Source organism: Halomonas sp. SSL-5 (genome assembly GCF_030708455.1).
Taxonomy (GTDB): domain Bacteria; phylum Pseudomonadota; class Gammaproteobacteria; order Pseudomonadales; family Halomonadaceae; genus Halomonas.
Genome location: NZ_JAUYWF010000002.1, coordinates 20,655 through 46,630, shown reverse-complemented (window position 1 = coordinate 46,630; position 25,976 = coordinate 20,655). Strand labels below are relative to the sequence as shown.

The 25,976-nt window shown below is 68.7% G+C and carries 28 protein-coding genes, 4 tRNA genes and 1 riboswitch; of the genes, 10 read left to right on the top strand and 22 right to left on the bottom strand.

Annotated features, from left to right (window positions below; all coding sequences use genetic code 11):
• Positions 1-2: 2 nt before the first annotated feature.
• From lapB to RAN53_RS02085, 3 genes are read right to left on the bottom strand one after another with little or no spacing between them, the layout of a single operon-like run.
• A complete protein-coding gene (gene lapB, locus RAN53_RS02095) occupies positions 3-1,184 on the bottom strand; it encodes a lipopolysaccharide assembly protein LapB (protein ID WP_305795167.1) in 1,182 nt (393 codons plus the stop codon).
• Between the two features lies 1 nt (position 1,185).
• A complete protein-coding gene (locus RAN53_RS02090; protein WP_305795166.1) occupies positions 1,186-1,491 on the bottom strand; it encodes a LapA family protein in 306 nt (101 codons plus the stop codon).
• A 53-nt stretch (positions 1,492-1,544) separates the two neighbouring features.
• The gene (locus tag RAN53_RS02085) at positions 1,545-1,886 is read right to left on the bottom strand and encodes an integration host factor subunit beta (protein ID WP_305795165.1); all 342 of its coding nucleotides are present in this window, start codon (positions 1,884-1,886) and stop codon (positions 1,545-1,547) included.
• A 134-nt stretch (positions 1,887-2,020) separates the two neighbouring features.
• Between RAN53_RS02085 and RAN53_RS02080 the strand changes: the two genes are divergently transcribed.
• Positions 2,021-2,314, top strand: coding sequence for a succinate dehydrogenase assembly factor 2 (locus tag RAN53_RS02080; protein ID WP_305795164.1), 294 nt, complete (start codon positions 2,021-2,023; stop codon positions 2,312-2,314).
• Positions 2,274-2,669 (top strand): protein YgfX, encoded by a 396-nt coding sequence (locus RAN53_RS02075; protein ID WP_321169813.1) that lies wholly within the window; start codon positions 2,274-2,276, stop codon positions 2,667-2,669. Before RAN53_RS02080 ends, RAN53_RS02075 begins: the two co-directional genes overlap by 41 nt.
• A gap of 54 nt (positions 2,670-2,723) precedes the next feature.
• On the opposite strand, the gene nadB is transcribed toward RAN53_RS02075, so the two are convergent.
• The 8 genes from nadB to RAN53_RS02035 form a co-directional block, all read right to left on the bottom strand.
• Positions 2,724-4,295, bottom strand: a complete 1,572-nt coding sequence (gene nadB, locus RAN53_RS02070; protein WP_305795162.1) for an L-aspartate oxidase — start codon at positions 4,293-4,295, stop codon at positions 2,724-2,726.
• Positions 4,276-5,421: an FUSC family protein gene (locus RAN53_RS02065; RefSeq protein WP_305795161.1), complete on the bottom strand. Its 1,146-nt coding sequence runs from the start codon at positions 5,419-5,421 to the stop codon at positions 4,276-4,278. Before RAN53_RS02065 ends, nadB begins: the two co-directional genes overlap by 20 nt.
• 47 nt (positions 5,422-5,468) lie before the next feature.
• Positions 5,469-5,555 (bottom strand) — tRNA-Leu (locus tag RAN53_RS02060).
• A gap of 34 nt (positions 5,556-5,589) precedes the next feature.
• Positions 5,590-5,663 (bottom strand) — tRNA-Cys (locus tag RAN53_RS02055).
• A 27-nt stretch (positions 5,664-5,690) separates the two neighbouring features.
• Positions 5,691-5,765 (bottom strand) — tRNA-Gly (locus tag RAN53_RS02050).
• 75 nt (positions 5,766-5,840) lie between these two features.
• Complete coding sequence (gene pgsA, locus RAN53_RS02045; protein WP_305795160.1) at positions 5,841-6,389, bottom strand: CDP-diacylglycerol--glycerol-3-phosphate 3-phosphatidyltransferase; 549 nt, start codon at positions 6,387-6,389, stop codon at positions 5,841-5,843.
• 68 nt (positions 6,390-6,457) lie between these two features.
• Positions 6,458-8,272: an excinuclease ABC subunit UvrC gene (uvrC, locus tag RAN53_RS02040; RefSeq protein ID WP_305795159.1), complete on the bottom strand. Its 1,815-nt coding sequence runs from the start codon at positions 8,270-8,272 to the stop codon at positions 6,458-6,460.
• A gap of 10 nt (positions 8,273-8,282) precedes the next feature.
• Entirely contained in the window at positions 8,283-8,930 is a 648-nt protein-coding gene (locus tag RAN53_RS02035) for a response regulator (protein WP_305795158.1), read from the bottom strand.
• A 197-nt stretch (positions 8,931-9,127) separates the two neighbouring features.
• Between RAN53_RS02035 and RAN53_RS02030 the strand changes: the two genes are divergently transcribed.
• Positions 9,128-9,203 (top strand) — tRNA-Ala (locus tag RAN53_RS02030).
• An 84-nt stretch (positions 9,204-9,287) separates the two neighbouring features.
• On the opposite strand, the gene RAN53_RS02025 is transcribed toward RAN53_RS02030, so the two are convergent.
• From RAN53_RS02025 to argF, 6 genes are all read right to left on the bottom strand, one after another.
• Positions 9,288-9,524, bottom strand: coding sequence for a hypothetical protein (locus RAN53_RS02025; RefSeq protein WP_305795459.1), 237 nt, complete (start codon positions 9,522-9,524; stop codon positions 9,288-9,290).
• An 18-nt stretch (positions 9,525-9,542) separates the two neighbouring features.
• The gene (locus RAN53_RS02020; RefSeq protein ID WP_305795157.1) at positions 9,543-10,355 is read right to left on the bottom strand and encodes a thiazole synthase; all 813 of its coding nucleotides are present in this window, start codon (positions 10,353-10,355) and stop codon (positions 9,543-9,545) included.
• Positions 10,355-10,564, bottom strand: coding sequence for a sulfur carrier protein ThiS (gene thiS / locus RAN53_RS02015; RefSeq protein WP_305795156.1), 210 nt, complete (start codon positions 10,562-10,564; stop codon positions 10,355-10,357). Before thiS ends, RAN53_RS02020 begins: the two co-directional genes overlap by 1 nt.
• Before the next feature lie 34 nt (positions 10,565-10,598).
• Positions 10,599-11,696 (bottom strand): glycine oxidase ThiO, encoded by a 1,098-nt coding sequence (gene thiO, locus RAN53_RS02010; protein WP_305795155.1) that lies wholly within the window; start codon positions 11,694-11,696, stop codon positions 10,599-10,601.
• Between the two features lie 60 nt (positions 11,697-11,756).
• Positions 11,757-11,879, bottom strand: a riboswitch (TPP riboswitch).
• Between the two features lie 74 nt (positions 11,880-11,953).
• A complete protein-coding gene (locus tag RAN53_RS02005; RefSeq protein WP_305795154.1) occupies positions 11,954-12,259 on the bottom strand; it encodes a hypothetical protein in 306 nt (101 codons plus the stop codon).
• An 85-nt stretch (positions 12,260-12,344) separates the two neighbouring features.
• A complete protein-coding gene (gene argF / locus RAN53_RS02000; protein ID WP_305795153.1) occupies positions 12,345-13,271 on the bottom strand; it encodes an ornithine carbamoyltransferase in 927 nt (308 codons plus the stop codon).
• Positions 13,272-13,435: 164 nt separating this feature from the next.
• On the opposite strand from argF, the gene RAN53_RS01995 reads away from it, so the two are divergent.
• Entirely contained in the window at positions 13,436-13,777 is a 342-nt protein-coding gene (locus tag RAN53_RS01995; RefSeq protein ID WP_305795151.1) for a Grx4 family monothiol glutaredoxin, read from the top strand.
• Between the two features lie 105 nt (positions 13,778-13,882).
• Here the strand turns inward: RAN53_RS01995 and rnt are convergent, their stop codons facing one another.
• Positions 13,883-14,551 (bottom strand): ribonuclease T, encoded by a 669-nt coding sequence (gene rnt / locus RAN53_RS01990; RefSeq protein ID WP_305795150.1) that lies wholly within the window; start codon positions 14,549-14,551, stop codon positions 13,883-13,885.
• Positions 14,552-14,722: 171 nt separating this feature from the next.
• Here rnt and RAN53_RS01985 point away from each other — a divergent pair, with 171 nt between their 5' ends.
• From RAN53_RS01985 to RAN53_RS01975, 3 genes are read left to right on the top strand one after another with little or no spacing between them, the layout of a single operon-like run.
• Positions 14,723-15,943, top strand: a complete 1,221-nt coding sequence (locus tag RAN53_RS01985) for an argininosuccinate synthase (RefSeq protein ID WP_305795149.1) — start codon at positions 14,723-14,725, stop codon at positions 15,941-15,943.
• Positions 15,944-15,993: 50 nt separating this feature from the next.
• Positions 15,994-16,314, top strand: coding sequence for an HlyU family transcriptional regulator (locus tag RAN53_RS01980; RefSeq protein WP_305795148.1), 321 nt, complete (start codon positions 15,994-15,996; stop codon positions 16,312-16,314).
• 17 nt (positions 16,315-16,331) lie between these two features.
• Positions 16,332-17,459, top strand: coding sequence for a DUF294 nucleotidyltransferase-like domain-containing protein (locus RAN53_RS01975; RefSeq protein ID WP_305795147.1), 1,128 nt, complete (start codon positions 16,332-16,334; stop codon positions 17,457-17,459).
• Here the strand turns inward: RAN53_RS01975 and RAN53_RS01970 are convergent.
• Genes RAN53_RS01970 through RAN53_RS01955 form a run of 4 tightly spaced genes read right to left on the bottom strand, consistent with a single transcriptional unit; the run spans position 17,456 to position 22,879 of the window.
• Positions 17,456-20,197, bottom strand: coding sequence for a sensor histidine kinase (locus RAN53_RS01970; RefSeq protein ID WP_305795146.1), 2,742 nt, complete (start codon positions 20,195-20,197; stop codon positions 17,456-17,458). The two genes, RAN53_RS01975 and RAN53_RS01970, sit on opposite strands and share 4 nt — an antisense overlap.
• A 3-nt stretch (positions 20,198-20,200) precedes the next feature.
• On the bottom strand, positions 20,201-20,419 hold the full coding sequence (locus RAN53_RS01965) for a hypothetical protein (RefSeq protein WP_305795145.1): 219 nt from the start codon (positions 20,417-20,419) through the stop codon (positions 20,201-20,203).
• Between the two features lie 28 nt (positions 20,420-20,447).
• Positions 20,448-22,508, bottom strand: coding sequence for an exonuclease domain-containing protein (locus RAN53_RS01960; protein WP_305795144.1), 2,061 nt, complete (start codon positions 22,506-22,508; stop codon positions 20,448-20,450).
• Positions 22,508-22,879 (bottom strand): response regulator transcription factor, encoded by a 372-nt coding sequence (locus RAN53_RS01955; RefSeq protein ID WP_305795143.1) that lies wholly within the window; start codon positions 22,877-22,879, stop codon positions 22,508-22,510. The genes RAN53_RS01960 and RAN53_RS01955 overlap by 1 nt, the downstream gene beginning before the upstream one ends.
• Positions 22,880-23,013: 134 nt before the next feature.
• Here RAN53_RS01955 and RAN53_RS01950 point away from each other — a divergent pair, with 134 nt between their 5' ends.
• The 3 genes from RAN53_RS01950 to RAN53_RS01940 all read left to right on the top strand — a co-directional run bounded on the left by RAN53_RS01950 (position 23,014) and on the right by RAN53_RS01940 (position 25,858).
• The gene (locus RAN53_RS01950) at positions 23,014-23,697 is read left to right on the top strand and encodes a glutathione S-transferase (protein WP_305795142.1); all 684 of its coding nucleotides are present in this window, start codon (positions 23,014-23,016) and stop codon (positions 23,695-23,697) included.
• 162 nt (positions 23,698-23,859) lie between these two features.
• A complete protein-coding gene (locus RAN53_RS01945; RefSeq protein WP_305795141.1) occupies positions 23,860-25,536 on the top strand; it encodes a carbon starvation protein A in 1,677 nt (558 codons plus the stop codon).
• A 16-nt stretch (positions 25,537-25,552) separates the two neighbouring features.
• Positions 25,553-25,858, top strand: coding sequence for a cory-CC-star protein (locus RAN53_RS01940; protein WP_305795140.1), 306 nt, complete (start codon positions 25,553-25,555; stop codon positions 25,856-25,858).
• Positions 25,859-25,976: the final 118 nt, after the last annotated feature.

Below are 25,976 nucleotides of genomic sequence, written 5' to 3'. Positions count from 1 at the left end.
CGCTACTCTCCCTCGATGCCGGTGATCGGGCGGGTGGTGCCCCAGCTGCGACAGCGCGGGCACTGCCAGTGCAGCTGGTCACCGGTGAAGCCGCAGCGGCGGCAGCGGTGGCGGGGGAGCTTGCCGAGCAGGTCGGCGGTGTGGCGCTTGAGCAGGGCCAGCTGTTCCAGCGCCTCGTCGCGACTGTGCTGGTGGTAGAGGTCGATCAGGTAGTCCAGCGCGCCCAGGCTCGCCTCGCGGTTGAGCTGCGTGCTGACCAGGGCGATCGCGGGCTCGATGCCCTGGCGATGACGTAGGGTCTCGGCCAGCAGGATGATCACGCTGGTGTAGGGGGTCTCCTCGAGCAGGCCGTGGAGATGATCGATCAGGCCATCCTCGTCGTCGAGCAGGCGATAGGCGTTGGCCAGGGGCTCCAGCAGGGTCGGGGTGAAGGCCGCGTCCTGGGCGGGAATCCGCGACAGCAGGGTGATTTCCTGGCGGTAGTGTCCGGTGTCGTGCTCGAGGGCAGCCAGCAGCAGGTTGGCGCGTACGCAGCGCGGGTCGACGTTGAGGGCCTGCTTGAGGTGGCGGCGGGCCAGCACCGGCGTGGTGTTGCCGCGCTCCTCCTCGGCCAGCTGGCAGAGCCAGTGGGCCGCGGCACGCCGCAGCTGTGGATCCTCGCGGATCAGCTGGGGGTTGGCCACCGCGAAGGCCTCCGACCACTCGCCCTCGCGCTCGAAGAGGTCGGCCAGCAGCCGGCGTGCCGAGCGCCGCAGCCCGTCGTCATGGGTGTCGCGCAGCAATCCCTTGAGCAGCCGCTCGGCACGATCCAGCAGCCCCAGGGCGAGGAAGTCGCGGGCCAGCTCCAGCTGCACGCGCTCGCCCTGGGCGGGCGTCAGGCTGGGGCGGGCCAGCAGGTTCTGGTGGATCTTCATCGCCCGATCGGCCTCGCCGCGGCTGCGGAAGAGGTTGCCCAGGGTGATATGGGTATCGATGGTCTCGCTGTTGACCTGCAGCGCGCCGACGAAGGTCTCGATGGCGCGGTCCTGCTGGTCGTTGAGCAGGTAGTTGAGGCCCACGAAATAATCCCGCGCCAGTCCTTGCGGAGGCGCGGGATCGGTTGGCTTGCTGCGTTCGCGGCGGCCCAGCCACCAGCCGATGGCGACGGCTGCCACCAGGACGGTCAGCAGCAGGGCATCTGGCATATCAGGGGAGTTCCTTCAGCTCCTGGACACGCAGCTTGTCGAGCTCCTTGCGCTGCTGCTGGTTGTGGCGCTGGGCGCGCGTCAGCAGGGCACGCAGGCGCAGGTAGACGCCGCTCATGGCCAGCATGCCCAGTATCACGCCAAACGCCAATGAGGCCAGCAGCCAGACCGACAGCGAGGCGGGCGGCAGCTCGAGCCAGATCAGGTTGAGCGGCAGGGCCTCGCGATTGTTCACCGCGAACAGGATGCCGACCAGTACGACCGCCAGCAGGATGATGGCCAGGATCAGGCCTTTTAGCCAACGCATGCGAAGTGTCCCCTGTGATGTAAGAGTTGGGTCGGGAAGGTGGAGCGTCGGGCTCAGTAGCCCAGCACGCGGCTGTCGTCTACCTGCTCGCGCAGCTCCTTGCCGGGTTTGAAGTGTGGCACGAACTTGCCGTCCAGCGCGACCGGATCGCCGGTCTTGGGATTGCGCCCGATGCGGGGTTCGCGGTAGTGCAGCGAGAAGCTGCCGAAGCCGCGTATCTCGACGCGCCCCCCGGCGGACAGGGTCTCGGTGATATCGTCGAGAATCAGCCGAACCGCCGATTCCACTTCCTTGAGCGACAGCTCGGGCTGACGCATGGCGATCTGTTCGATCAGCTCGGACTTGGTCATCTCGGGTCTCCGTTGGCGGCGCGGCTGTTGTTTTCTTCCAAGCATACTCGGCAAAACGAGACAAAACAACGCACTACGACCATAGGCAGAGACCGCGATCCATGACCGGTGTCAGCTGTGCCGACGCGCCGCCTCGGGTATACTGGCGCTACATCCCCAAGGCAAAGGCGAGGTCGACCTTGAACGAACCATCAAGCCCGGAGGCGGCACAGCGCAAGCGGCTCTATTGGCACTCCCGTCGCGGCATGTGGGAGCTGGACCTGCTGCTGGTGCCCTTCCTCGAACAGCGCTATGACGCCCTGGAGCCGGCCGACCAGGCCGCGTTTCGCGACCTGATCGACGAGGAGGATCAGGACCTCTTCATGTGGCTGATGCGGCGCGAGCTCCCTGCGGAGCCGCAGCGTCGGCGCATCGTCCAGATGATCATCGAGCATGCCGAGAGCGCCGACAGCGTGTCGCATCGGCCGGTCTAGGCTGGCACTGCTGGCACATCTCCTGCCGGCCGCCGCGGCGGCCGGCCTCCTCGTTCTCGTGCTTCCCATCTGGGGCTGGCTGCCGGCGGCGTTCGGCCTGGTCGCCCTCGCTATCTGGTGCGCGCGCCACCCGCCGCAGGGCGAGCTGAGCGCCGAGGCCCTGCCCGGTGGCGCGCTGCAGTGGCGCTGGCGGGCCGCCGGGGACGCGATCCCACAACCGGTGAGCCTGCAGTGTGACTACCTGGGGCCCTGGCTGATCGGGCTGCGCCTCAACGGCAGGCGGCTATGGCTGTGGCCCGATAGCTGTTCGGTGGCTGCCCATCGCGAATTGCGCCGCTACCTGATTCGTCGCTAGGCCGATTCCCGCTCTCCGCCGGGGCCGGCGTGGTCATCCGTTCGGGCTTGCCGCTCAGCGGAGTTCGCCTAGCCGAATCCGGGAGGGCCGGGGGGAGGCGTCGCCGTGGTGCGGGCAGTCCGGGTTGTAGTGCAGGCCGCGGGATTCGCGGCGCGCCCGGGCGCTGGCCACGGTCAGCCGCGCCAGGCGCAGCGAATGCCACAGGCTCATCAGTTCGGCGGCGGGCTGGCCAAGGTGAACGGCCTCCGCGACCTCCCCGTGAAGCTCGGCCAGCCGCTCTGCGGCCTCATCCAGCCCGGCGTCACGGCGTACGATGGCCACCCGGGCGCTCATCACACCGCGCATGCGCTCACGCCACGCCACGAGTGACGCCGGCGCCGCCTCGGCCCGGGTGGCGGCGGTGGGGCTGCCGGCGAGGGGTGCCCGCGTCGCCTCCCGCAGCACGGCGGCACAGCTGCGCGCAAATACCAGGCACTCCAGCAGCGAATTGCTGGCCATGCGGTTGGCGCCATGCAGGCCGGTACAGGCCACCTCGCCCACGGCATGCAGGTGGTTCACGTCGGTGGCCCCGTGATGGTCGGTGGCCACCCCGCCGCAGCTGTAGTGGGCCGCCGGCACCACCGGGATCGGCGCCTTGACGATATCGATGCCGCGGCCGACACAGTGGGCGTGGATGGTGGGGAAGTGCTCGCGGATCGCCGCTTCGCCCAGATGGCGCACGTCCAGGAAGACATGCTCGCTTCCGGTGCGCTGCATCTCGGCATCGATGGCGCGGGCCACCACGTCGCGCGGTGCCAGTTCGGCGCGTGGGTCGATGGCCGGCATGAAGCGCTCGCCGTGGATGTTGAGCAGTCGTCCCCCCTCGCCGCGTACTGCCTCGCTGATCAGGAAGGGCGTGCCCTGTGGGTCGTAGAGGCAGGTGGGGTGGAACTGCTGGAATTCCAGGTTCATCAGCGTGGCGCCGAGCTCGGCGGCCATCAGCATGCCCTCGCCGCTGGCCGGCTGGGGGCTGGTGGTGTGGCGATAGAGGCCGCTGGCGCCGCCGGTGGCCAGCACGGTGTCGTGGGCCGGCAGGTCGATCCGTTGCCCGGCGGCGTCGAGGCAGCGCGCGCCGCGGCAGCGGCCGGCATCGTCCTGAAGCAGGCCGATGGCGGTGAGGTCGTCGCGGATGTGGATCGCCGGGTGTGCCGCGACATGGGCCTTGAGGGTATCCATCAGCGCGCGCCCGGTGGCGTCGGCGGCGTGGATGATGCGTCGCGCGCCGTGTCCGCCCTCGCGGGTGAGGTGGTAGGGGTAGTCGGCCCCGGGGCTGGCATCCCGCGTGAAGGGCACGCCCAGGCCAAGCAGCCATTGGATGGCCGCCGGCCCCTGCTCCACGGTGAAGCGCACCGCGGCCTCGTCGCACAGGCCGTCGCCCGCCACCAGGGTGTCCTGGACATGGGCCTCGATGTCATCGCCTGGCGAGAGCACCGCGGCGATGCCGCCCTGGGCCCAACGGCTGGCACCCTGGTCGTCGCTGGCGGGACGCAGCAGGGTCACGGCACGCTGGTCGGCCACCTCCAGGGCCAGTACCAGGCCGGCGACGCCGCCGCCGATGATCAGCACGTCATGGTTGCCGTGGGGCATCTTGCGTTCCTCTATCGGTCGTGGCGGGGTGGCGGAGCGCCCATTTGCGCCCCGAGGCGCGGCGGAGGCGGCGGCTGGGCAGGCGGGTAAGGCCCCCCAGGCGGGTGACCAGGGCCTCGGTGAGGCGTGCCAGCTCGCGGTTGAGCCAAAGATAGCCGCTGGGGCTGAAGAGGGCGCGTCCCTCGGCGCTGACCGCGGTGGTGGCGAGCGTGGCGTGGCGCTGCAGGTCGAACTGGCTGACCTCGACCTCGATGGGCTGGCCGGTACGCACCTGGTAGGCCAGGGTGCCCAGCTCCCGGGCGAGGCGGTGCTGTTCGTCACGCAGGCCGTCCATCGCCTCGATAAGATCGTGGCCGGCCCGTGTGTTCCAGTGGGTCTCGAGCAGCAGTTCGATGGTCGAGAGCATGCGCCGCTGCAGGGAGATGATGTCATCCAGCTCGTCCCGACTCAGGCGCCGCTCACGATGGATGGCATCGACCAGGCCGCGCTGCTTGACCAGCGCCGAGCTGGTGGCCTTGAGCAGGGCGCGGGTGTCGATATCCAGGGCGGCCGAGGCGGTGGTGTGGACGTGGAAGAGCCGTGCCATGCGTTCGAGGTTCTCGGCCAGCATGAAGCGCATCATGTCGGTAGCCTTCTGGGGCAGGACCAGTAACGTGACCATGATGCCGACCAGGGTGCCGAGTAGCACATCGAAGGCGCGCCACAGGCCCACGTTCAGGGCGTGGCTGCCGTCGCCGACCACCAGCAGCAGGCTGATGGCGAACATCAGGCCGCTGTAGCCGTGACGATTGCCGAAGGTGAACCAGGTGGCGATGCCGATGGCGATCAGGCTGCCGGCGGGGATCAGCAGGGGCGGGTCGGGGGGCAGCAGGATCAGCAGCAGGCCGGAGCCGGCGCCGAGGACGGTGCCCAGCAGTCGCTGGCGACCCTTGTCGAGCACGCCGCCGATATGCGGCAGGTTGCCCATCACCATCACGGTGCTGACCAGCGCCCAGCCGGAGTGGGGGATCGCGAAGGTACGGGTAATGACAAAGGTGGTGGTCAGCGCCAGCAGCACGCGCAGGACATGCAATCGGCGACGATAGCGATAGGTGAAGAAGGGGTCGCGCAGGGGCGGCAGGTTCATCAAGCGGTTGCCCCGCTGGGGTATTGACTAGCCCATCACATGATGGCTGGTGCCCGGAGCCGGGCTCGAACCGGCACGGTGTCGCCACCGAGGGATTTTAAGTCCCTTGCGTCTACCAATTTCGCCATCCGGGCGGCACGGTGTCGGGCAGTACAGGAAATCGGGGAGTGGAGGCTGGAGTCGGAATCGAACCGGCGTACACGGAGTTGCAGTCCGCTGCATAACCACTCTGCCATCCAGCCTCATCGAGTCGTGCCATTCCGTAGGAATGGAGCGGGAAACGAGATTCGAACTCGCGACCCTCGCCTTGGCAAGGCGATGCTCTACCACTGAGCTATTCCCGCCTGACTCGAGAGCGAATTATACGGATAAGCCGGTGACTGTCAAGCGCTTTTGCGCCCCGCCTACTGCGTCACTGCCTACATGGAGCGCCTGAGGTGCGGCCAGGCCGCGCGGAGGTAGAGAACCATCGACCACAGCGTCAGCACGGCGGCCACGTAGAGCGTCACCACGGCGAGCACGGCGATGGGCGTGCCGGGGGCGAAGGCCAGCAGCAGGAAGATGGCCACCATCTGCAGGGTGGTCTTCAGCTTGCCGATCCATGACACCGCCACGCTGCCACGCTTGCCCATCTCGGCCATCCATTCGCGCAGCGCCGAGATCACGATCTCGCGGCCGATGATCACCAGCGCCGGCAGGGTCAGCCAGATCACGTCGTAGCGCTCGATCATCAGCGCCAGGGCCACCGCGACCATCAGCTTGTCGGCCACCGGGTCGAGGAAGGCACCGAACGGCGTGGCCTGGTCCCAGCGCCGGGCCAGGTAGCCGTCGAGCCAGTCGGTGATCGAGGCCAAGGCGAAGAAGGCGGCCGCCAGGGGCATGCTCCAGGTGAAGGGCAGATAGAACAGCACTACCAGTAGCGGGATGAAGGCGATACGGGCCAGGGTGAGGATATTCGGGATGTTCATCGCGCGAAGCTGTCCTTGCCGGTGAGGGGGCGTCAAGCGTTGGCGTATTCTATCCCGCTTGGCGGTCATCATCCATGCAGGGCGCGATGGATCGTCTCGGCCAGGCTGTCGCTGATGCCCGGCACCCGGGCGAGTTCGTCGCGACTGGCTTGCTTGACCCCCTGCAGGCCGCCGAAGAAGCGCAGCAGCTCGCGCCTGCGCTTGGGGCCGACCCCGGCGATGCCCTCCAGGGTGGAGGTGCGCCGGACCTTGTCACGCCGGGTGCGGTGGCCGGTGATGGCGAAGCGGTGGGATTCATCGCGAATATGCTGGATCAGGTGCAGTGCCGGCGAGGAGGCCTCCAGGTTCAGGGTGCGGTCCACGGTCTCCAGGAACAGCGTCTCCAGGCCCGCCTTGCGGGTCGTGCCCTTGGCCACGCCGAGCAGCGCCACGCCGGTGACCCCGAGGGATTCGAGCACCTCCCGTGCCATGTTGAGCTGCCCCTTGCCGCCATCCACTACGAGCACATCCGGCGCCTGGCCCTCGCCCCCCTTCACGCGGCGAAAGCGTCGCGTCAGCGCCTGCTGCATGGCCGCGTAGTCGTCGCCCGCCGGGACCCCCTCGATATTGAAGCGCCGGTAGTCCGACTTGCGCGGGCCGTTCTCGTCGAACACCACGCAGGAGGCCACGGTGGCCTCGCCGTGGCTGTGGCTGATATCGAAGCACTCCAGGCGCGCGGGGGGCGTCGCCATGCCCAGGGCTTCGCGCAGCGCCTCGAAGCGCCGCGCAAGCTGATTCTGGCTGGCCAGCTGGCCGGCCAGCTGCTGTTCGGCGTTGGTGCGTGCCAACTCCTTCCACTGGGCACGATGGCCGCGCACCTGATCGGTCAGGCGTACCCGTCGGCCGGCCTTCTCGGCCAGCGCCCGGGCGATCAGCTCGGCATCGGGCACGGCGTGGCTGGTGATCACCTCGCGGGGAATCTCGCGGGCCTGGCCCAGGTAGTACTGGCTGATGAAGTCGCCGAGCAGCGCCTCCTCCGACAGGTCCAGGCCATTGGCGGGGGCGTGATGACGCGCCCCCAACAGGCGCCCCTGGCGGATCGCCAGCACCGAGATGCACAACGCCCCGGGGCGGCTGGCCAGCGCAAAGGCGTCGGCATCGCCGTCTCCGGTATCCACGAACTGGCGCTGCTGCAGCTGGCGCAGCTGCTGGACCTGGTCGCGCAGCCGTGCCGCCTCCTCGAAGGCCAGTTCGCGGCTGGCGGCTTCCATGGCGGTGGTCAGCTCGCGGGTGACCTGTTCGCTCTTGCCCTCCAGGCACTGCACGGCGTGCTCCAGGTCGCGGCGGTAGTCGGCCTCGCTGATGTAGTCCACGCAGGGCGCGCTGCAGCGGTCGATCTGGTACTGCAGGCAGGGCCGCGTGCGGTGAGCGAAGACGCTGTCCTCGCAGTTGCGGATGCGGAAGATCTTCTGCATCAGCGAGAGGCTGTCGCGAACCGCGTGGCTGCTGGGATAGGGGCCCAGGTAGCGGCCGTCATCGCGGCGGCTCCGGGCGCGCTTGTACTCCAGGGCCGGGAAGGGGTGGCGGTCGGTGACGAACACGAAGGGGTAGGACTTGTCGTCCCGCAGCAGGATGTTGTACGGCGGGCGCAGCTCCTTGATCAGGGTCTGCTCGAGCAGCAGGGCCTCGGTCTCGCTGTTGGTCACCGTGACCTGGACATCGGCGATGCGGCCCACCAGCGCCTGGGTCTTGGCGTTGAGTGCGCCACGGAAGTAGCTGGCCAGGCGCGCACGCAGGCGACGCGCCTTACCGATATAGAGGGTGTCGCCGGCTGCGTCGAGCATGCGGTAGATGCCGGGGGCCTCGCTGACGTGGGCCAGGAAGCGGCGATGGTCGAAGGTCATGGCGCGCAGGTTACTCGACGCCGGAGAAGCCTTCCACCAATCCGTGGCGAAGCCCCAGGTGGGTGAGCTCCACGTCGGAGTTGACCCCGAGCTTCTCGAAGACGCGGTAGCGGTAAGTGTTGACCGTCTTGGGGCTGAGGAACAGGCGGTCGGAGATGTCCGCGACCTTCTGGCAGTTGATGATCATCATCGCCACCTGCATCTCACGGGAGGAGAGCTCATCGAAGGGGTTCTCCGGCGAATCGATCCGCGCCAGGACCAGGCGCTGTGCCACGTCGGGGCTAACATAGCGCTGGCCATGGAACACCTCGCGGATGGCGCCGACCATCTCATCGTGCTGGGAGTCCTTGCTGACCAGCCCCCAGGCGCCGGCGTCCAGCAGGCGCTGGGCGAAGGTGTCCTCCAGCCAGGCGGTCAGGATCAGCACGCGGGCATCCGGCAGGGTGCGGGTGATCTTGCGCGTGGCCTCGAGCCCGCCGATGCCCGGCATGCGAATGTCCATCAGCACCACGTCCGGCTTAAGGCGGCGGGTCTGGGCGATCGCTTCCTCGCCACTGGAGGCCTCGCCGATGACCCGCAGGCCCTTTTCGGCGTTCAGCAGGTGGGCAAGGCTGGTCCTTATCAGGTGATGGTCATCGGCAATGAGTACCTTGATCAAGACGGGTGACTCCTGAACGGCTCGTCAGCGGCGAGGCGTCTCAACGAAAGGAACGGGTCATTAGTAGGGTAAAGAGTGGCACAACTGGCATCCGGGAGGAAAGCCTACTTAGGCAGGGAGGGTCATGAAAAAAGGGCTTGACGCGGCGTTCTCGGAACCGTAATATTTGCCCCGTTCTCGCAACGGCGAGACGGTGTGGGGCCTTAGCTCAGCTGGGAGAGCGCAACACTGGCAGTGTTGAGGTCAGCGGTTCGATCCCGCTAGGCTCCACCAACAAGTTTCAACGAATCAGCCGCTTAGCGTACTCCGCTAGGCGGCTTTTTCGTGTGCCCCCGGCTGGGCCGGGGGCGGGCAGGGTCACAGTCCGATGGCCGACGAGGTGGAGCGGCGTGGGTCGGCGCCGCCGTAGTAGATGCCGTCCTCGATCAGGATCGACTGGGCGGCACCCATGGCAGGCTGCTGGCTGATGGTGTGGCCGCGCGACTCGAGCAGCGAGAGGGTGTCGGGGCTGCCCTCCTGGGGCGAAGCGTTCCCCCTCGAGGATGGCCTGCTGGGCGATGGCCAGCGGGGAGCGTGATGGAGGCGCTGCGCCACGAGTGATCCGGTTCTTCGTCACTGCTGGCCGGTGTGCCAGAACGGCTGGCCCAGGGTTGGCGTGCTGGGGCTCGCCGTCTGGCGCCGCTCCATCAGCCCGGCGCGGAAGGCCTCGCGCCCCGCCTCGATGGCCCGGGCGAAGGCGGCCGCCATCTGGGCGGGGCGGCGTGCCCTGGCCACGGCGGTGTTGAGCAGCACGCCATCGAAGCCCATCTCCATGGCCTCGGCGGCCTGGGAGGGGGCGCCGAGGCCGGCGTCGATGATCAGCGGCACGTCGAGGCGTTCGCGCAGGGTGCCCAGGGCGTAGCGGTTCATCAGCCCGCGGCCGGTGCCGATGGGGGCGCCCCAGGGCATCAGCGCCTGGCAGCCGGCCTCGCGCAGGCGCTGGCAGAGCACCAGGTCGTCGGTGCAGTAGGGCAGCACCTTGAAGCCCTGGTCGATCAGCTCCCGGGCGGCCTCGAGCAGGCCGAAGGGGTCGGGCTGCAGGTTGTAGTCGTCGCCGATCACCTCGAGCTTGATCCAGGGCGTGTCGAACAGCTCCCGGGACATCTCGGCCAGGGTGATCGCCTCCCGGGCGGAGCGGCAGCCGGCGGTGTTGGGCAGCAGCCGGCAGCCGCTTTCGCGCAGGATCTGCCAGAAGGCCTCGCCGTCGCCGCCGGCGGGGTTCTGGCGGCGCAGCCCCAGGGTCAGCATGTCGCAGCCGGCGGCGGCGATCGCCTCCTGCATCACCATGGGCGAGGGGTAGAGGGCGGTGCCCAGCAGGAAGCGGCTGGTGAAGGCCTCGCCGTAGAGCACCAGGGCGTCGTCGTGCGCGTCGTTGAGCGTGTTCATCAGCCGCCTCCTACCGGGGCCACGATATCGATGCGGTCGCCGTCGTCGAGGGTGCGCTGGGGCCAGGTGGAGCGCGGCGCGAAGGCGTCGTTGACGGCCACGGCGACACGGCGCTCGCCGTAGCCCCAGCGCTGCAGGGCGGTGGCCAGGGCGGTTCCCTCGGGCAGCCGCGCGGGCTCGCCATTGAGGCTCAGGGTGATCTCGTTCATGGGGCGCTCCTCTTCAAAAGCATTCGACGCCGGGTCAAGACAGGGACTCCTGGGGCGCGGCAGCGGACAGCACCGCGGCGAAGGGGCGCTGGCCCTCGCCGCGGATCTCGGCCAGCACATGGTCGACCACCGCCGGGGCCAGCAGGTAGCCGTGGCGGAACAGGCCGTTGGCGCCGATCAGGCCGTCCTCCCGGGTGACGTGGGGCAGGTTGTCCCGGAACGCCGGGCGCAGATTGACGCCTTGCTCGAGGATGCGCGCCTCGGCGAAGGCCGGCGACAGGGTGGTGAGGGCGCTTGCGAGCTCCAGCGACGACTGCAGCGAGATCGGCGAGCGGTCCTCGCTCTCGATGGAGGTGGCGCCGATCACGAAACGCCCGCCGGGCTTTGGGACCACGTAGAGTTGATAGCGCGGGTGCATCAGGCGTACCGGCCGGGACAGCGCCACCTCGTCGGTATGGACATGCAGGGTCTCGCCGCGCACCCCGCGCAGTGTCGGGTGCCGGGGCCTGGCGCCGTGGCCGCGACAGTCGAGCACCAGGTCGAAGGCGCGGCGGCCGGCGTCGGTCTCGATCTCGCCGGGTCGGGCCTCGACCGGCGCATGGGCATGGCACTCACCGCCCAGCTCGCGGATCGCCGCGAGCAGCCGGCCGAGCAGTTCACGGTTGTCGAGATGGGCCTCAGCGGCGAGAAACAGGCCCTGGCGGAAGCCCGTCAGGCCGGGTTCCAGCGCCTGGACGCCGGCGGCATCCAGCGCCCGATAACCGCCGGGCTCGCCGATGGCGTCGTCCAGATCGCGGCGGAACTGGGTCAGTTCGTTCTCGTCCTGGGGGTGGGCCACCACCAGGCTGCCCTGCTGGTGCCACAGCTGCGGAGCCGCGAGTTCGGTGAGCCACTGCGGCCAGCGCTCCAGGGCGACTCGGCCCATGGCGTAGACGCAGCGCTCGCCGACCACGGTCTCGGCCAGCGGGGCGACCATGCCGGCGGCGGCCCAGGCGGCCGCGGGCGGGGTGTCGAGATCGCCGGCGTCATACAGGGTGACGGCGTGGCCGTCGCGCAGCAGCTGCCAGGCGAGCAGGCGGCCGAGCAGGCCGGCGCCGGCCACGGCGATGCGGTATCGGGAAGAAGCGGTCATGGGTCTGGCATCCGGCGGTTGACGATGGTGAGCAGGCCAGATGCGGGACAGGGGCGGGCAGCGATGCACGATCTTGTTCCCTCCGCAGGCATCAACCTGATCAGGTTCAACGGGTTCGGCCGTACCGATCTCAGCCCCCGAGGTCACCGCGTTGCGGCTACCGGGGCTCCCCGACAAGTGGTGCCAACATAACCAAAGAGGCCCGCCGACGCAATCGAGCGTCGGCGGGCCTCAGGTGTATCTCGGCAGCGGGTGGGTCAGGCGCAGTCCGCGGCGCCCTCGCCGAACATGTCGAACAGCAGCTCGCGACCCATGCCGGTGAGCACGAAGCGTCGCTGGTCGTTCCAGGTGGCCGCCTCGCTGGTCTCGAGGATGCGCTGGCAGGCCGACCACTCGCGGCAATCGCTTTCCAGTGTCTCCAGGGCATCGGGGTCGAGGCCGCGATGGGGCACGGTGACGGTCTCGAGGACGTGGCCCTGGCGATAGAGCAGGGCGGCCATGTTGGAGAGGCACTGGCGCAGGCTGCGCTGCATGCCGAAGGTATCGATCGAAGGTGTAGTCATGCGCCGCGTCTTCCCTGGTGGAATGTGCTGCGGCGCATTATACAACCTTGGTCGAATAAGACAAAGGTCTATGTGTGCCCGAATGTCACGGCGTGTCGTGGACCTCGCCGAGCAGCAGGAACTCGATCAGCGCCTTCTGGGCGTGCAGGCGGTTGCCGGCCTCCTGCCAGACCACGGCCCGCGGGTCGTCGAGCAGGGTCTCGCTGATCTCCTCGCCGCGGTGGGCGGGCAGGCAGTGCAGGAAGAGCGCGTCGTCCTGGGCGCGGTCGAGCAGCGCCTCGGTCACCTGGAGCCCGGCGAAGGCCGCCTCGCGCTTGGCCTGCTCCTCCTCCTGTCCCATGGAGGCCCAGACATCGGTGGTCACCAGGTCGGCACCCGCGACGGCCTCGGCGGGGTCGCGGACGATGCTGACGCGATCGCCGGCGGCCGCGAGGATATCCTGGCGCGGCTCATAGCCCTCGGGACAGCAGATGCGCAGCCGGAAGTCGAACTGGCGGGCGGCATTGATCCAGGAGTGGCACATGTTGTTGCCGTCGCCGATCCACACCGCGGTCTTGCCCCGCACGCTGCCACGCAGCTCGGTCCAGGTCATCACGTCGGCGAGCAGCTGGCAGGGATGGTAGTCGTCGGTGAGGGCGTTGATCACCGGCACGCTGCTGGCGGCGGCGTAGGCCTCGAGACCTGTGTGGGAGAAGGTGCGGATCATCACGATGTCGACCATCTCCGAGAGCACCCGGGCGGTATCGCCGATGGGCTCGCCGCGGCCGAGCTGGGTGTCGCGGGGCGAGAGGAACAGCGCATGGCCACCGAAATGCGCCATGGCGGTCTCGAAGGAGACCCGGGTGCGGGTCGAGGACTTCTCGAAGATCATCGCCATGGTGTGGTTCGGGAAGGGGGTATAGGTGGGCCCCTCCACCTTGAGCGCGTTCTTGATGGTGATGGCGCGCTGGATCAGGTTGCTCAGCTCTTCGGGGCTGGCATCCAACAGGGTCAGGAAGTGCCGAGTGGCCATGGGGTGCTCCTCGTAAAAACGCACATCCTAGCCAGCCGCCGGGGGATGCGCAACGCGACAGGGATCAGTAGAATGGCCAGTACCAAGACCTACCGCCGGGGTCGGGTATTGTCCGAGCCGGCATCCGCGACCTCTGTTATCCGTGACATTCATAGGGAGACGCCATGAGCACCACCCTCGAGAACATCCAGCGCCAGATCGGCGAGAACCCGATCCTGATCTACATGAAGGGCACCCCCCAGCTGCCCCAGTGCGGCTTCTCCGCCCAGACCGTGCAGGCACTGATGTCCTGCGGTGAGCGCTTCGCCTTCGTCAACATCCTGGACAACCCCGACATCCGCGCCGAGCTGCCCAAGTACGCCAGCTGGCCTACCTTCCCGCAGCTGTGGGTCGAGGGCGAGCTGGTCGGCGGCTGCGACATCGTGATCGAGATGCACCAGAACGGTGAGCTCGAGACGCTGATCAAGCAAACCGCCGCGAAGCACAAGGATGACGCCGAGCAGTAAGCGCCAAGCGACGGGCTACACGCAAAACCCCCGAAGGTGGAAGCCTTCGGGGGTTTTGCTTTTGATGGATGCCCCACCCAACCTGCGTTTCTTGCTCCTTGCAGCTTACGGCTGCTCCTCCATCCCCTGCTCGCGTTGGGCCTGGGCCCAGCCGCCGATCTCCTTGTAGCGGTTGACCATGGCGCAGAACAGCTCGGCGGTGCGTTCGGTATCGTAGCGCGCCGAGTGGGCCTCGCTGTTGCTGAACTCGATGCCGGCGGCGCGGCAGGCGCGGGCCAGCACCGTCTGGCCATACATCAGGCCGGCCAGTGAGGCGGTATCGAAGCTGGAGAACGGGTGGAAGGGATTGCGCTTGATGCCGCAGCGGTTCACCGCGGCGTTGAGGAAGCCGTGGTCGAACGCCGAGTTGTGGCCGACCAGGATGGCGCGGGTGCAGCCATGGGCCTTGATCGACTTGCGCACCGGCCGGAAGATCTCGTTCATCGCCTCGGCCTCGGAGACCGCCACCTGGCGGCGCAGGGGGTCGTCGAGCTTGATGCCGGTGAAGTCCAGTGCCGACTGCTCGACGCTGGTACCCGCGAAGGGCTCCACGTGGAAGGCGTAGGTGGACTCGGGAATCAGGTTGCCCTCGGCGTCCATGGTCAGGGTGACCGCGGCGATCTCGAGGATCGCGTTGCGCTCGGGGTTGAAGCCGCCGGTTTCCAGGTCCACCACCACCGGCAGGTAGCTGCGGAATCGTTGTGCCATCAGGTCGCGGGCGATCGCCTCGCTCATGCACCTCTCCTTCGTGTCTGGCCTTCGTGTCAGGGGCGGGTCGGCCGCGGCCGGGGCCGAATCCGCGCAGTCTAGCAGCTCGCTTCCGAGACGTCCCGCGGACGGTATTCGAGGCCCGGCTGGCGCGCTATACTGGACACTTCACGCGTTGATCAGAAAGGAGCTCCTCGAATGTCCGATGTCAAGAAGGTTGTGCTGGCCTATTCCGGCGGCCTGGACACCTCCGTAATCGTCAAGTGGTTGCAGGAAACCTACAACTGCGAGGTGGTGACCTTCACCGCCGACATCGGCCAGGGCGAGGAGGTGGAGCCGGCTCGCGCCAAGGCGCAGGCGCTGGGCGTCAAGGAGATCTACATCGAGGATCTGCGCGAGGAGTTCGTGCGCGATTACGTCTACCCGATGTTCCGCGCCAACACCATCTACGAGGGTGAGTACCTGCTCGGTACCTCCATCGCGCGTCCGCTGATCGCCCGGCGCCTGATCGAGATCGCCAACCAGACCGGCGCCGATGCCATCTCCCACGGCGCCACCGGCAAGGGCAACGACCAGGTGCGTTTCGAGCTGGGCGCCTACGCGCTCAAGCCGGGCGTCAAGGTGATCGCCCCCTGGCGCGAGTGGGACCTGACCTCCCGCGAGAAGCTGATGGCCTACTGCCAGCAGCACGATATCCCGGTGGACTTCGCCGGCCAGAAGAAGAAGTCCCCCTACTCCATGGACGCCAACCTGCTGCATATCTCCTACGAGGGCGGCATCCTCGAGGATCCCTGGGCCGAGGCCGAGGAGGAGATGTGGCGCTGGAGCGTCTCCCCGGAGGCGGCGCCCGATGAGCCCACCTACATCGAGCTCACCTACGACAAGGGCGACATCGTGGCCATCGACGGCGTGCCGATGAAGCCCCACGAGGTGCTGGAGAAGCTCAACAAGCTTGGCGGCGACAACGGCATCGGGCGCCTCGACATCGTCGAGAACCGCTATGTGGGCATGAAGTCCCGCGGCTGCTACGAGACCCCGGGGGGCACCATCATGCTGCGCGCCCATCGCGCCATCGAGTCGCTGACCCTCGACCGCGAGGAGGCGCACCTCAAGGACGAGCTGATGCCCCGGTATGCCGAGGTGATCTACAACGGCTACTGGTGGAGCCCGGAGCGCCGCATGCTGCAGGCCGCCATCGACGAGACCCAGCACAACGTCTCCGGCGTGGTGCGGATCAAGCTCTACAAGGGCAACGTCATCGTCGCCGGCCGCCAGTCCAAGCAGTCACTCTTCGACGAGTCCATCGCGACCTTCGAGGATGATGCCGGCGCCTACGACCAGAAGGATGCCGAGGGCTTCATCAAGCTCAATGCCCTGCGCCTGCGCATCGCCGCCGGCAAGGGCCGCAAGCAGGATTGATGCCTCTGCGGGGCGCCCACGGGTGCCCCGCAGGCACAAGGAGCCACACCATGTTCAAGAAGCTTCTCTCCGGACTGTTCGGTGCCGGCGATGACGATGCCACCCCGGGCAACGCGCCGGCCGCCGAGCCGGTGGAGCACAACGGCTACCTGATCATCTCCGAGCCGGCCAGGGAGGGCGGTCAGTACCGCGTCAGCGGCTGGATTCGCCGCCCGCTGACCGGCGACGGCGAGGAGGAGGAAGACGAGGTACTCGAGCATCGCTTCGAGCGCTCGGACATGGTGCCCGGCCGCGAGGCCTGCGACGAGCTGATGATCAGCAAGGCGCGACGCTTCATCGACGAGATGGGCGACGACATGTTCGCCCGCTAGAGCCCGTCGAGAGAGCCGTGCGCTTCCTGCATCGCGCCTCACCGTGGCGGGGGTTGTTCGCCGGGGAGACCCCGCCGGATCCCGCCACCCTGCCTGACCTGCTCGCGCCCCTGCGCGAGGCCCTGATCACCCTGGGGCCCCATCCCGACCTCGCCGACGCCCACGCCTGGCAGCCCACCCTGGTGGAGGCCCTGGTGCGCCTCGACCTGCCCGGCTGGCGCATCGCACAGCTGATCAGCGACCACAACGCCTGGCTCACCCGCCACGCCATTCGCCTCGCCGAGATCGAGATGCGCGGACAGGGCTGGGGGGCGCCGCCGGTGGGCTATTGCGTGCTGGTGCTCGGTTCCGGCGGCCGCCACGAGAGCCTGCTCGGGCCCGACCAGGACAATGCCATGATCATCGACGACTATCCGGATGCCCGGCACGTCGAGATCGACGGCTACTTCCAGTCGCTGGGCGAGCGCTTCACCGAGCGCCTCGATGCGGCGGGCATCCCATTGTGCCAGGGCCATGTCATGGCGCGCTGGCCGATGTGGCGCAAGCGCCTGGCGGAGTGGCAGCGCCAGCTGGAGATATGGAGTGCCGAGCGACGGGTGAAGCGGGTGCAGCAGGCCAATATCCTGCTCGACTTCACCCCGGTCTACGGCGATGAGGCGCTGGCCGAGGCGCTGCGTGATTGGGTCGCCGGGCGGCTTCCCGCGGCGGGACTCTTCCTCGACGAGATGGCCGCGCTGCTCGACGAGCAGCCGCTGGCCCTGGATCGTTTCGGCCGGCTGGCCGGTTCCCTGGAGGGAGCGCCCCATGAGCGAGCCATTAACCTCAAGCACCAGGCGATGCTGCCGCTGGTCGCCGCGGTGCGCCTGCTGGCGCTGCGCCACGCGGTGCGCGAGACCGACACCCGGCGGCGCCTCGCCGCCCTGGTCGCTCGGCAGGCCATCGATGCCGAGACCTGCCGCGGGCTCACCGCCGCCCATGGCCGGCTGCAGGAGCTGCTGCTGGCCGAGCAGCGCCACAACCTGGCCGCCGGCCGTGCCGCGGATGGCTGGGTGGATGTCTCGCGCCTGGGCGAGGACCAGCGCCTGCTGCTACGCCACGACCTGCAGCGAATCCGCTCGCTGCAGCGGCAGGCGCGCCGGGGTTAAGGCGTCTCGGGGGGCGCCTCCGGCAGCTCCATGATCAGGCAGGCGCCGCCCAGGTGGGGGGCATCCTCCACCCATAGCCGGCCGCCCAGGTGGGCGACGATGCCGCGGCTGATGGGCAGGCCCAGGCCGCTGCCGCGGGGGCGGCCGCGGCGCTTGTCCGGCGACTCCTCGGGGCGCTGGATCTGGTGGAACTTCTCGAACACCCGCTCGCGCTCATCCGGGTCGATGCCGGGGCCGTTGTCCTCCACCGCCAGGCGGTAGTGGGTCTTGTGGCGCACCAGGTTCAGGCGCACCCGGGGCCTTGCCTCGTCGGCAAACTTGCCGGCGTTGTCGAGCAGGTTGATGATCACCTGCTCGAGCCGGTCCGGGTCGCCGATGACCGGGGCCTCCTCGAGCTCGATCGCCACCTCGAGCGCCACACCACGATCCTCCTGCATATGGTGCACCGCATCCACGCTGTGGCGGGCCAGCGCCACCAGGTCCAGGCGCTGGGGAGTCAGGGTCAGGCGCCCGCTCTCCAGGCGCGCCAGGTCGAGGATCTCCTCGATCAGCCGCGACAGGCGCTGGCTCTCCTTGACCACCACGTCGAGGAAGTGGAGGCGCTTCTCCTCGGGCAGGTCGCCGCTGTCGCGCAGGATCTCGGCGAAGGCGCGGATCGAGGTGAGCGGGGTGCGCAGCTCGTGGCTGACCATGGCCACGAACTCGTCCTTGAGACGGTCGAGCTCGCGCAGGCGCTCGTTGGCGGCGCGCAGCTCCTCGCTGGCCTGGGCCAGCTCGCTGGACTTCTGCTCCAGGCGGCGGTTCATCTCCAGGGTCTCGGAGGTGGTGTCGAGGATGCTGAGGATCGATTCCAGGTCCAACGCCTCGCCGCGCACCACCGAGTTGATCAGCACCCGCGCCGAGGCGTTGCCCAGCGCCCCGGAGAGGGCCTGCTCGGCCCGTGCGATCTGGGTCGGGGTGGCCGGCTGTTCGGCATCGCTCTCCTGGAGTTCGACGTCGGCGAACACCCGGGCAGTCGCGCCGGTGCCCAGGTAGCGGTCGAGCAGCGCGCGCAGCTCGCCGCGGGTGGTCTGGCCGTGCCATAGCGAGGTCTGCAGCAGGTGGGGGTGCATCGCCTCGGCGAACAGCGCCGCCTGGGTCTGCTCCAGCGGCGACTGGCGGCTGAACAGCGAGACCCCGACCAGCAGGCCGAGGTTGGCGGTCAGGCTCCACAACAGCGAGTGGGTATAGATGTCCCAGCCCTCGAGGCCGAACAGCGCGTAGGGCCGCAGCCAGGCGATGCCGAAGGGGCCCTGCTCGAGGAAGGTGGCGTCCAGCCAGCCGGACTGGGCGAAGCCCGGGATCAGCAGCGTCCAGGCCCACACCAGGGTGCCGGCGATCAGCCCCAGGGCGGCGCCGCGGCGATGGGCGCCGCGCCAGTACATGCCGACCAGCATGGCCGGGGCGAACTGGCAGGCGGCGGCGAAGGAGACCAGGCCGATGGTCACCAGGCTGTAGGCGTCGCCGACCAGGGCGTGGTAGAGGTAGCCCAGCAGAAGGATCAGCACGATGGCCACGCGGCGGATGCCCAGCAGCCAGCCGGCCAGTTCGCCGCTGGCGCTGCGGTGCAGGCGCCGGGTGCGCAGCAGCAGGGGCATGATCAGCTGGTTGCTGACCATGGTGGAGAGGGCGATGGTCTCGACGATCACCATGCTGGTGGCCGCCGAGAGCCCGCCGATGAAGACCAGCAGCGGCAGGCCCTTGAGGTCCGCCGAGAGCGGCAGGGTGAGCACGAAGCTGTCGGGGTCGGCGTCGCCCATCAGCAGCAGCCCGGCCATGGCGATGGGGATCACGAACAGGTTGATGGCCAGCAGGTAGAGCGGGAAGAGCCAGCTGGCGCGCGCCAGATGGCGTTCATCGACGTTCTCCACCACCAGCACCTGGAACTGGCGGGGCAGGGTGAGGAAGGCCAGGAAGGCCAGCACCAGCATGCCCGCCCAGCCGGTGGCGCCGCCGGGCACGGCATCCAGCCCCAGCCGCGCGGCCAGTTCCGGCGTGGCGGCGACCCGGGCGAAGAGGTCGCCGGGGCCCTGGAAGAGCACGAAGACGGTGAACACCCCCACCGAGAGGAAGGCCACCAGCTTGACCAGCGACTCGAAGGCGATGGCCGCCACCATGCCCTCGTGGCGTTCGCTGGCATCCAGGTGGCGGGTGCCGAAGAGGATGATGAACACCGCCAGCACCAGCGCCACCCAGAACGACTTGTCGAACCAGAAGGGCTCGTCGGCGAGGCGCAGGTCGGCGGCCTGGGGGTAGTTGACCAGCACCGCGTGGCTGACGGTGATCGCCTTGAGCTGCAGGGCGATGTAGGGCGTGATGCCGATCAGCGCGATCAGTGCCACCAGGGCACCCAGGCTCGAGCTCTTGCCGTAGCGGGCGCTGATGAAGTCGGCGATGGAGGTGATGCGCTGGGCACCGGCGATGCGCACCATCTTGCGGATCAGGAAGGGCGCCATCAGCATCGCCAGGGTCGGGCCCAGGTAGATCAGCAGGAAGCCGGGGCCGAACTGGGCGGCGCGCCCCACGCTGCCATAGAAGGTCCAGGCGGTGCAGTAGACGGCGATGGAGAGCGCATAGACGTTGGGCGAGCCGATCAGCGAGCGACCCTGTTCCGCACGGCGGTCGCCCCAGGCGGCGATCAGGAACAGCAGTGCCAGGTAGCCGAAGGCGACGCCGAGCACCACGAGGTCGCTGCGCATGGCCTACTCCTCGGGTGGGGTGCGTTCCGCTGGCGGCGCCGGGTGCTCCATCAGCCAGGCGGCCAGGCCGATGACCAGGCCCCAGGCGATGAACAGATAGAGCGGCAACCAGGAGATCGCGCCGGCGCGGTCGGGGACCAGCACCAGCGGTGGCGTGAACAGCAGGCTGGCCAGCACGATCAGCGCCAGCAGGCGTTCACGGCGGCGCGGGGCGCTCAGCATGGGGCGGCCCTGTGGTCAGCGGTGGCGGTCATGACGCACAGGCGTCCTCCTTGTTGAGGGCGCTGGCCTGCAGGGCCAGCGCCTTCTCCAGGGTATCGATGCCGCGGGCCTCGAGGCGGGGTAGCAGCGAGAGCCACAGCTCGGCGGTGACTCGCGCATCGCCCAGGGCGGTATGGCGGGTGCCGGGCGGGAAGGTGAGGCCGTAGCGTTCGGCGAGGGTATCCAGGTCGTGTCCGTCGAGGCTGGCATCGAGGGCCCGGGAGATCAGCAGGGTGTCGAGCACCGGCATGTCCAGATCGATGCCGGCGCCCGGCGGCTGCAGGGCCAGCAGGTCGAAGGCGGCGTTGTGGGCCAGGATCACCGCGTCGCCCACGTAGTTGCGGAAGCGCGGCAGGGCGACGGCGAGGGGGGGCGCGCCGGCCACGGCATCGTCGGTGATGCCGTGGATGGCGGTGCTGGCCGGCGGAATCGACTTGCCCGGATCGACATAGAGATCGAAGGTCTCGCTGGCCAGCAGCCGCGCGTTGACGATACGACAGGCGCCGATGCTGATCACGGTATCGCCGCGGCGCAGCTCCAGCCCGGTGGTCTCGGTGTCGAAGGCCACCACCTCCAGGGCGCGCAACGGGCGCGCGGCCAGTTCCGCATCGGGGGCCGGCAGGTCGGCGATGCCGAAGTCGTGGAACTCGGGGCGTGGCGGGGTCGCCGCACGCGGCGCACCGACCCGCTCGGCGGCATGCAGGGGCAGGCGCAGGCGGGCATGCTGGCCGTCGTCATCGGCCAGGCTCCAGGCGTCGCTGGCGTGCTGGCGCAGCACGTCGGCCACCCGAGGATTGAGGGGCAACGACTCCAGGCGTCGCTGCTGCCACTCGCCCAGATGCCGCTCGGAGAGCGGCGCACCCTGCCAGATCAGGTCGAGGTAGACCCGCTTGTTACCCAGGCACACCTCGCCCTCCAGGGGCGTCTCGCCCAGCGTCGCCTCCAGGGTGTCGAGCAGCGAGCCAAGCAGTACCAGCAGGGCACTGGCGTCGCCCTTGAGCCAGGCCGGCATGCCCACGGCGGTCACCTGGCGCTCGACGGGGCGGCGTTCGTTGAGGCTGGCCCAGAGGTCGTTGGACCACAGCGGCACCAGCCGCTCCCCCTCCTGCTGCATGCGCTCGACCAGGGACGCCAGGCCCTCGATGTCTTCGCCCAGGCCCTGACTCTCCTCATGGATCACCCTCTCCAGCCGACGGCGCATCTCCCCGGCCCCTTCCGGCAGGGCGGAGAGGGCGTCGGCGGCGCTGGTCAGGCTGGCGCCGTGGCGGCGCAGCCGTGGCAGGCCATCGAGCAGTTCGGCGCGGGCGCCCATCTCGCTGGTCCAGGCGGCGGTGGTGTCGGTGAGGGTCAGCAGGGTCTCGCCGTGGCTGCCGGGCACCCGGCGCAGCATGGCGCGCAGCCAGCGCTCGCCGCTGGGCACCAGCACCTCGCGCGGGGCGCCATTCGCGGGCAGCTGGCGCAGGGCATCCTGCAGGCTCGCGGCGGGCAGCAGGGTCTCGAGTCGCTTGCCCAGCCCCAGGCTGGTGTGGTCCTCGAACAGTGTCTCGGCGGCCTGGTTGAAGAGCAGGATGCGGCGGTGGTGGTCGCAGAGCAGCAGTGGGGTGTCGAGCACCTGCAGCAGGGTCTCGAGCTCCTGACGAATACGCGCGGCGCTACGCGCCCCCTCGGCGTGGGCGGTGGCCAAGCGAGTGCGGTCGCTGCGCCACGCCTCGCGCATCCGCACCAGGTCGGGACCGAGGGCGCGCAACCAGCCCTCGGGGGGGTAGTCGTCGCGGGCGTCGGGATTGGCCACCAGGCGCGCCAGCTGCACCTGCAGGTGGCGCAGCGGCGTAAACAGCTGGCGTTCGAGGAGCAGGCCGACCAGGAAGATCGTAGCGCCGCCGGAGAAGCACCCCGCCCATAGCACCAGGCGTGCGATGCCCTGGGGCTGGAACAGGGTGTCGAGCCACAGGGCGAAGGTGGCGCCGCCGAAGATGCTGACGCCGCTGAGCAGCAGCCACAGGCCGATGAGGCGCTGGCGGCGGGGCATGCCGGAGAGGAGGCGCGCCATCAGGACACCTCGGCGAGCAGGGACTTGACCTTTTCCACCAGCGCCTGGGTGGAGAACGGCTTGGTGACATAGTCGTCGGCGCCCAGCGCCAGCCCCTTCTCGCGCTCCACCTCCCGGCCATGGGCGGTGAGCATGATGATCGGCAGGCGGGCGTGGGTCGGATCGCCCCGCAGGCGCTCGAGGACATCGAAGCCGCTGATGCCGGGCAGGCTGATATCCAGTAGCACCAGGTCCGGCACGCCTTCCTCGACCCGCGCCAGGGCGCTCTCGCCATCCTCGGCGGTGACCACCTCGAAGCCTGCCTGCTGCATCAGGAACTCCAGCGACAGGACAATATTGGGCTCATCGTCCACCACCAGCACCTTGGCCATGACGCACTCCTGTTATTTATCGTCGTTGTTGCCGTCAGTCTAAGTGGCCGCCGGTGGCCGGGCAAAGACGACCTTGGCAGGAGGCGCGCATTCTGCCGTGCTAGGGTGAGCCCATGGACAATCGGGAGAGTGGCATGATCGAGGTACACCATCTGGAAAATTCCCGTTCGCAGCGGGTCGTGTGGCTGCTCGAGGAGCTGGGTGTCGAGTTCGAGGTCGTGACCTACCGTCGCGACCCGGCCACCATGCTCGCCCCCGAGGCCCTGCGTGAGCTGCACCCCCTCGGCAAGTCGCCGCTGATCCGGGACCCTGGCCGAAGCGAGCGCGTGCTGGCCGAGTCGGGGGCGATCCTCGACTATCTGGTCGAGCATCACGACCCCGAGCGTCGGCTGGTGCCGCCAGGCGGCAGCGAGGCCTTCGAGCGCTACCGGTTCTGGATGCACCATGCAGAGGGCTCGGCGATGCCGCCGCTGGTGATGCGGCTGGTGTTCTCGCGGCTCGGTCAGCCACCGGTGCCGGCCCTGGCGCGCCCGCTGGGCAGGATGTTTGCGCGCGGCGTGGAGCAGCAGTACCTCGGGCCGGAGATCCGGCGCCTGGTGGACTTCTGGGAGGGAGAGCTGGCCCAGGGACCCTGGTTCGCCGGTGAGGCGTTCAGTGTCGCCGACATCCAGATGAGCTTCCCGGTGTTGGCCCTGGCCAGCCGGGGCGGCCTGGAGGGTTATCCGCGCCTGCAGGCCTTCCTCGCGGCGTGCCGCGAGCGCGAGGCCTATCGGCGGACGGTGGCGCGTATCGGCGAGTTCGGGCTCCACGCCGACTGATGCCCGCCAACGGGATGGCGTCTAATACTTTGGTCGTAAATAAAGTAATTAGCTGACGAAGCACATGGACGCGGCGGTAACAAGGTTAGACCATTGCCTGCAGGCTCTCGTAGCGGGGCCTTGCATCCTGTTCAACCCACACCCATCTGCTAGGAGTGCGCCATGAGTGCCATCCTCGTCCTGGTCCTGGGTCTTGCCGCGATGGCGGCCGGGTACTTTTTGTACTCGAAGTTCATCGCCGAGAAGATCTACCGACTGGATCCCGACTTCAAGACGCCCGCCCACGAGTTCGAGGACGGCGTCGACTTCGTGCCTACCAACCGCTACGTACTGTGGGGCCACCACTTCACGTCCGTGGCTGGCGCCGCCCCCATCGTGGGGCCCGCCATCGCGGTGATCTGGGGCTGGGTGCCGGCCTTCCTGTGGGTCGTGCTGGGCACCATGTTCTTCGCCGGGGTGCACGACTCAGGGGCCATCTGGGCCAGCGTGCGCAACAAGGCCAAGTCGGTCGGCGCCCTGACCGGCGATGTGGTCGGCAAGCGTGCCCGCAGCATCTTCATGATCGTCATCTTCCTGGTGCTGCTGATGGTCAACGCGGTATTCGCCGTGGTGATCGCCGGGCTGATGATGAACTTCTCCAGCGCCGTGGTGCCGGTGTGGGGGGCCATCCTGGTGGCCCTGGTGATCGGCCAGATGATCTATCGCCGCAAGATGAGCCTGCCCATGGTCTCCATCGTCGGCGTCGCCGCCCTCTATGCGTTGATCGGCATCGGCCCCTCCGTGCCGCTGCAGATGCCCGCGGAAGTGGCCGGCGTCTCGGGTAACGCCATCTGGATCCTGCTGCTGTTCGGCTATGCCGCCATCGCCTCGCTGTTGCCGGTATGGGTGCTGCTGCAGCCGCGTGACTACATCAACGGCCTGCAGCTTTTCGTCGGCCTGATCGTCCTCTACGGTGCCGTCCTGCTGCTCAACCCGAGCATGATCGCCCCGGCCTTCAACGACAACGTACCGGCCGGCACGCCCTCGCTGCTGCCGCTGCTGTTCGTGACCATCGCCTGCGGCGCCATCTCCGGCTTTCACGGCCTGGTCTCCTCCGGCACCACCTCCAAGCAGCTCAACAAGGAGACCGACGCCCGCTTCGTCGGCTACTTCGGTGCCGTGGGCGAGGGCATGCTGGCGCTGGCCGCCATCCTCGCCGCGACGGCCGGCTTCGCCAGCCTCGCCGACTGGGAGGCGATGTACACCGCCTTCGGCCAGGGTGGCGTCAACGCCTTCGTCGAGGGCGGCGCCTTCATCATCCACAATGGCCTGGGCCTGCCGGAAGCCACGGCGGCGACCCTGCTCACCGTGATGGCGGCGCTGTTCGCCGGCACCACCATGGATACCGGCCTGCGCCTGCAGCGCTACATCTTCCAGGAGTGGGGCGAGATCTATAACCAGCCGTGGATGAAGAAGCCGGCCGTGGCCACCCTGCTGGCGGTGGGCAGCTGCCTGCTGCTGGCCTTCGGCGCCGGCGGCGCGGATGGCTCCGGTGGCCTGATCATCTGGCCGCTGTTCGGCACCACCAACCAGCTGCTGGCCGGCCTGACCCTGCTGGTGGTCACGGTGATGCTGGTGCGCCTGGGTCGCCCGATGTGGTACACCCTGGCCCCCCTGGCCTTCCTGCTGGTGATGACCATCGCCGCGCTGCTGATCCAGCTGCGCACCTTCTTCGAACAGGGCAACACCTTCCTGCTGGTGCTGGATATCGTGGTGCTGGTCGCCGCGATCCTGGTGGCGCTGGAGTGCGTCTCCGCGCTCAAGCGGCTGCGCAACGAGGCGCCTGCCAAGCAGGAGTGAACAGAAGGAGAGAAGGATGAGCGACAACGACGGCAAGGAGCGTCGTGAGGCTCGTCTCGAACGGATTCGGGCCTGGCTTAGCCAGGCCCGTTTCTTCGCGGAGGAGGTCTACTCCTCCCCCTATCGGGGCGCGATTGCCCGCGCCCGTCGAGACGAGGACGACCTGTTCATGCTGCTGGTGTTCTCCGAGATGATGGGAGTCCCCAACCCGGCGGCCTACTACACCCTGGAGCTGCAGCCGCTGCTGCTGGAGCGCTTCCACGACTGGCACCGCCGCATGGGCATGGAGCGTTCGCCGCTGGATCACTTCAAGTGTTGCTGAACAGAATCAGCAGCAGGCTTCGACCGAGGAGCGCCGGTGACATCTCGTAGGGGAGGTCCTACGCCAGGGATGGCGTCGGTAGCGCCCAGGGAGGGGTTCACAGCGCCTCCCCGAAGGG

Excerpts from the sequence above, each read along its gene's own strand:
- RAN53_RS01985 (WP_305795149.1), top strand. The coding sequence starts at position 14,723 with ATGTCCGATGTCAAGAAGGTTGTGCTGGCCTATTCCGGCGGCCTGGAC.
- RAN53_RS01965 (WP_305795145.1), bottom strand. The coding sequence starts at position 20,419 with ATGCTGAGCGCCCCGCGCCGCCGTGAACGCCTGCTGGCGCTGATCGTG.
- RAN53_RS01970 (WP_305795146.1), bottom strand. The coding sequence starts at position 20,197 with ATGCGCAGCGACCTCGTGGTGCTCGGCGTCGCCTTCGGCTACCTGGCA.
- RAN53_RS01980 (WP_305795148.1), top strand. The coding sequence starts at position 15,994 with ATGTTCAAGAAGCTTCTCTCCGGACTGTTCGGTGCCGGCGATGACGAT.
- nadB (WP_305795162.1), bottom strand. The coding sequence starts at position 4,295 with ATGCCCCACGGCAACCATGACGTGCTGATCATCGGCGGCGGCGTCGCC.
- RAN53_RS02020 (WP_305795157.1), bottom strand. The coding sequence starts at position 10,355 with ATGAACACGCTCAACGACGCGCACGACGACGCCCTGGTGCTCTACGGC.
- rnt (WP_305795150.1), bottom strand. The coding sequence starts at position 14,551 with ATGAGCGAGGCGATCGCCCGCGACCTGATGGCACAACGATTCCGCAGC.
- RAN53_RS01940 (WP_305795140.1), top strand. The coding sequence starts at position 25,553 with ATGAGCGACAACGACGGCAAGGAGCGTCGTGAGGCTCGTCTCGAACGG.
- RAN53_RS02075 (WP_321169813.1), top strand. The coding sequence starts at position 2,274 with ATGCCGAGAGCGCCGACAGCGTGTCGCATCGGCCGGTCTAGGCTGGCA.
- RAN53_RS01995 (WP_305795151.1), top strand. The coding sequence starts at position 13,436 with ATGAGCACCACCCTCGAGAACATCCAGCGCCAGATCGGCGAGAACCCG.
- uvrC (WP_305795159.1), bottom strand. The coding sequence starts at position 8,272 with ATGACCTTCGACCATCGCCGCTTCCTGGCCCACGTCAGCGAGGCCCCC.
- RAN53_RS01945 (WP_305795141.1), top strand. The coding sequence starts at position 23,860 with ATGAGTGCCATCCTCGTCCTGGTCCTGGGTCTTGCCGCGATGGCGGCC.
- thiO (WP_305795155.1), bottom strand. The coding sequence starts at position 11,696 with ATGACCGCTTCTTCCCGATACCGCATCGCCGTGGCCGGCGCCGGCCTG.
- RAN53_RS01950 (WP_305795142.1), top strand. The coding sequence starts at position 23,014 with ATGATCGAGGTACACCATCTGGAAAATTCCCGTTCGCAGCGGGTCGTG.
- lapB (WP_305795167.1), bottom strand. The coding sequence starts at position 1,184 with ATGCCAGATGCCCTGCTGCTGACCGTCCTGGTGGCAGCCGTCGCCATC.
- argF (WP_305795153.1), bottom strand. The coding sequence starts at position 13,271 with ATGGCCACTCGGCACTTCCTGACCCTGTTGGATGCCAGCCCCGAAGAG.
- RAN53_RS02065 (WP_305795161.1), bottom strand. The coding sequence starts at position 5,421 with ATGAACCTGCCGCCCCTGCGCGACCCCTTCTTCACCTATCGCTATCGT.
- pgsA (WP_305795160.1), bottom strand. The coding sequence starts at position 6,389 with ATGAACATCCCGAATATCCTCACCCTGGCCCGTATCGCCTTCATCCCG.
- RAN53_RS02005 (WP_305795154.1), bottom strand. The coding sequence starts at position 12,259 with ATGACTACACCTTCGATCGATACCTTCGGCATGCAGCGCAGCCTGCGC.
- RAN53_RS01960 (WP_305795144.1), bottom strand. The coding sequence starts at position 22,508 with ATGGCGCGCCTCCTCTCCGGCATGCCCCGCCGCCAGCGCCTCATCGGC.
- RAN53_RS01955 (WP_305795143.1), bottom strand. The coding sequence starts at position 22,879 with ATGGCCAAGGTGCTGGTGGTGGACGATGAGCCCAATATTGTCCTGTCG.
- RAN53_RS02090 (WP_305795166.1), bottom strand. The coding sequence starts at position 1,491 with ATGCGTTGGCTAAAAGGCCTGATCCTGGCCATCATCCTGCTGGCGGTC.
- RAN53_RS02085 (WP_305795165.1), bottom strand. The coding sequence starts at position 1,886 with ATGCTTGGAAGAAAACAACAGCCGCGCCGCCAACGGAGACCCGAGATG.
- thiS (WP_305795156.1), bottom strand. The coding sequence starts at position 10,564 with ATGAACGAGATCACCCTGAGCCTCAATGGCGAGCCCGCGCGGCTGCCC.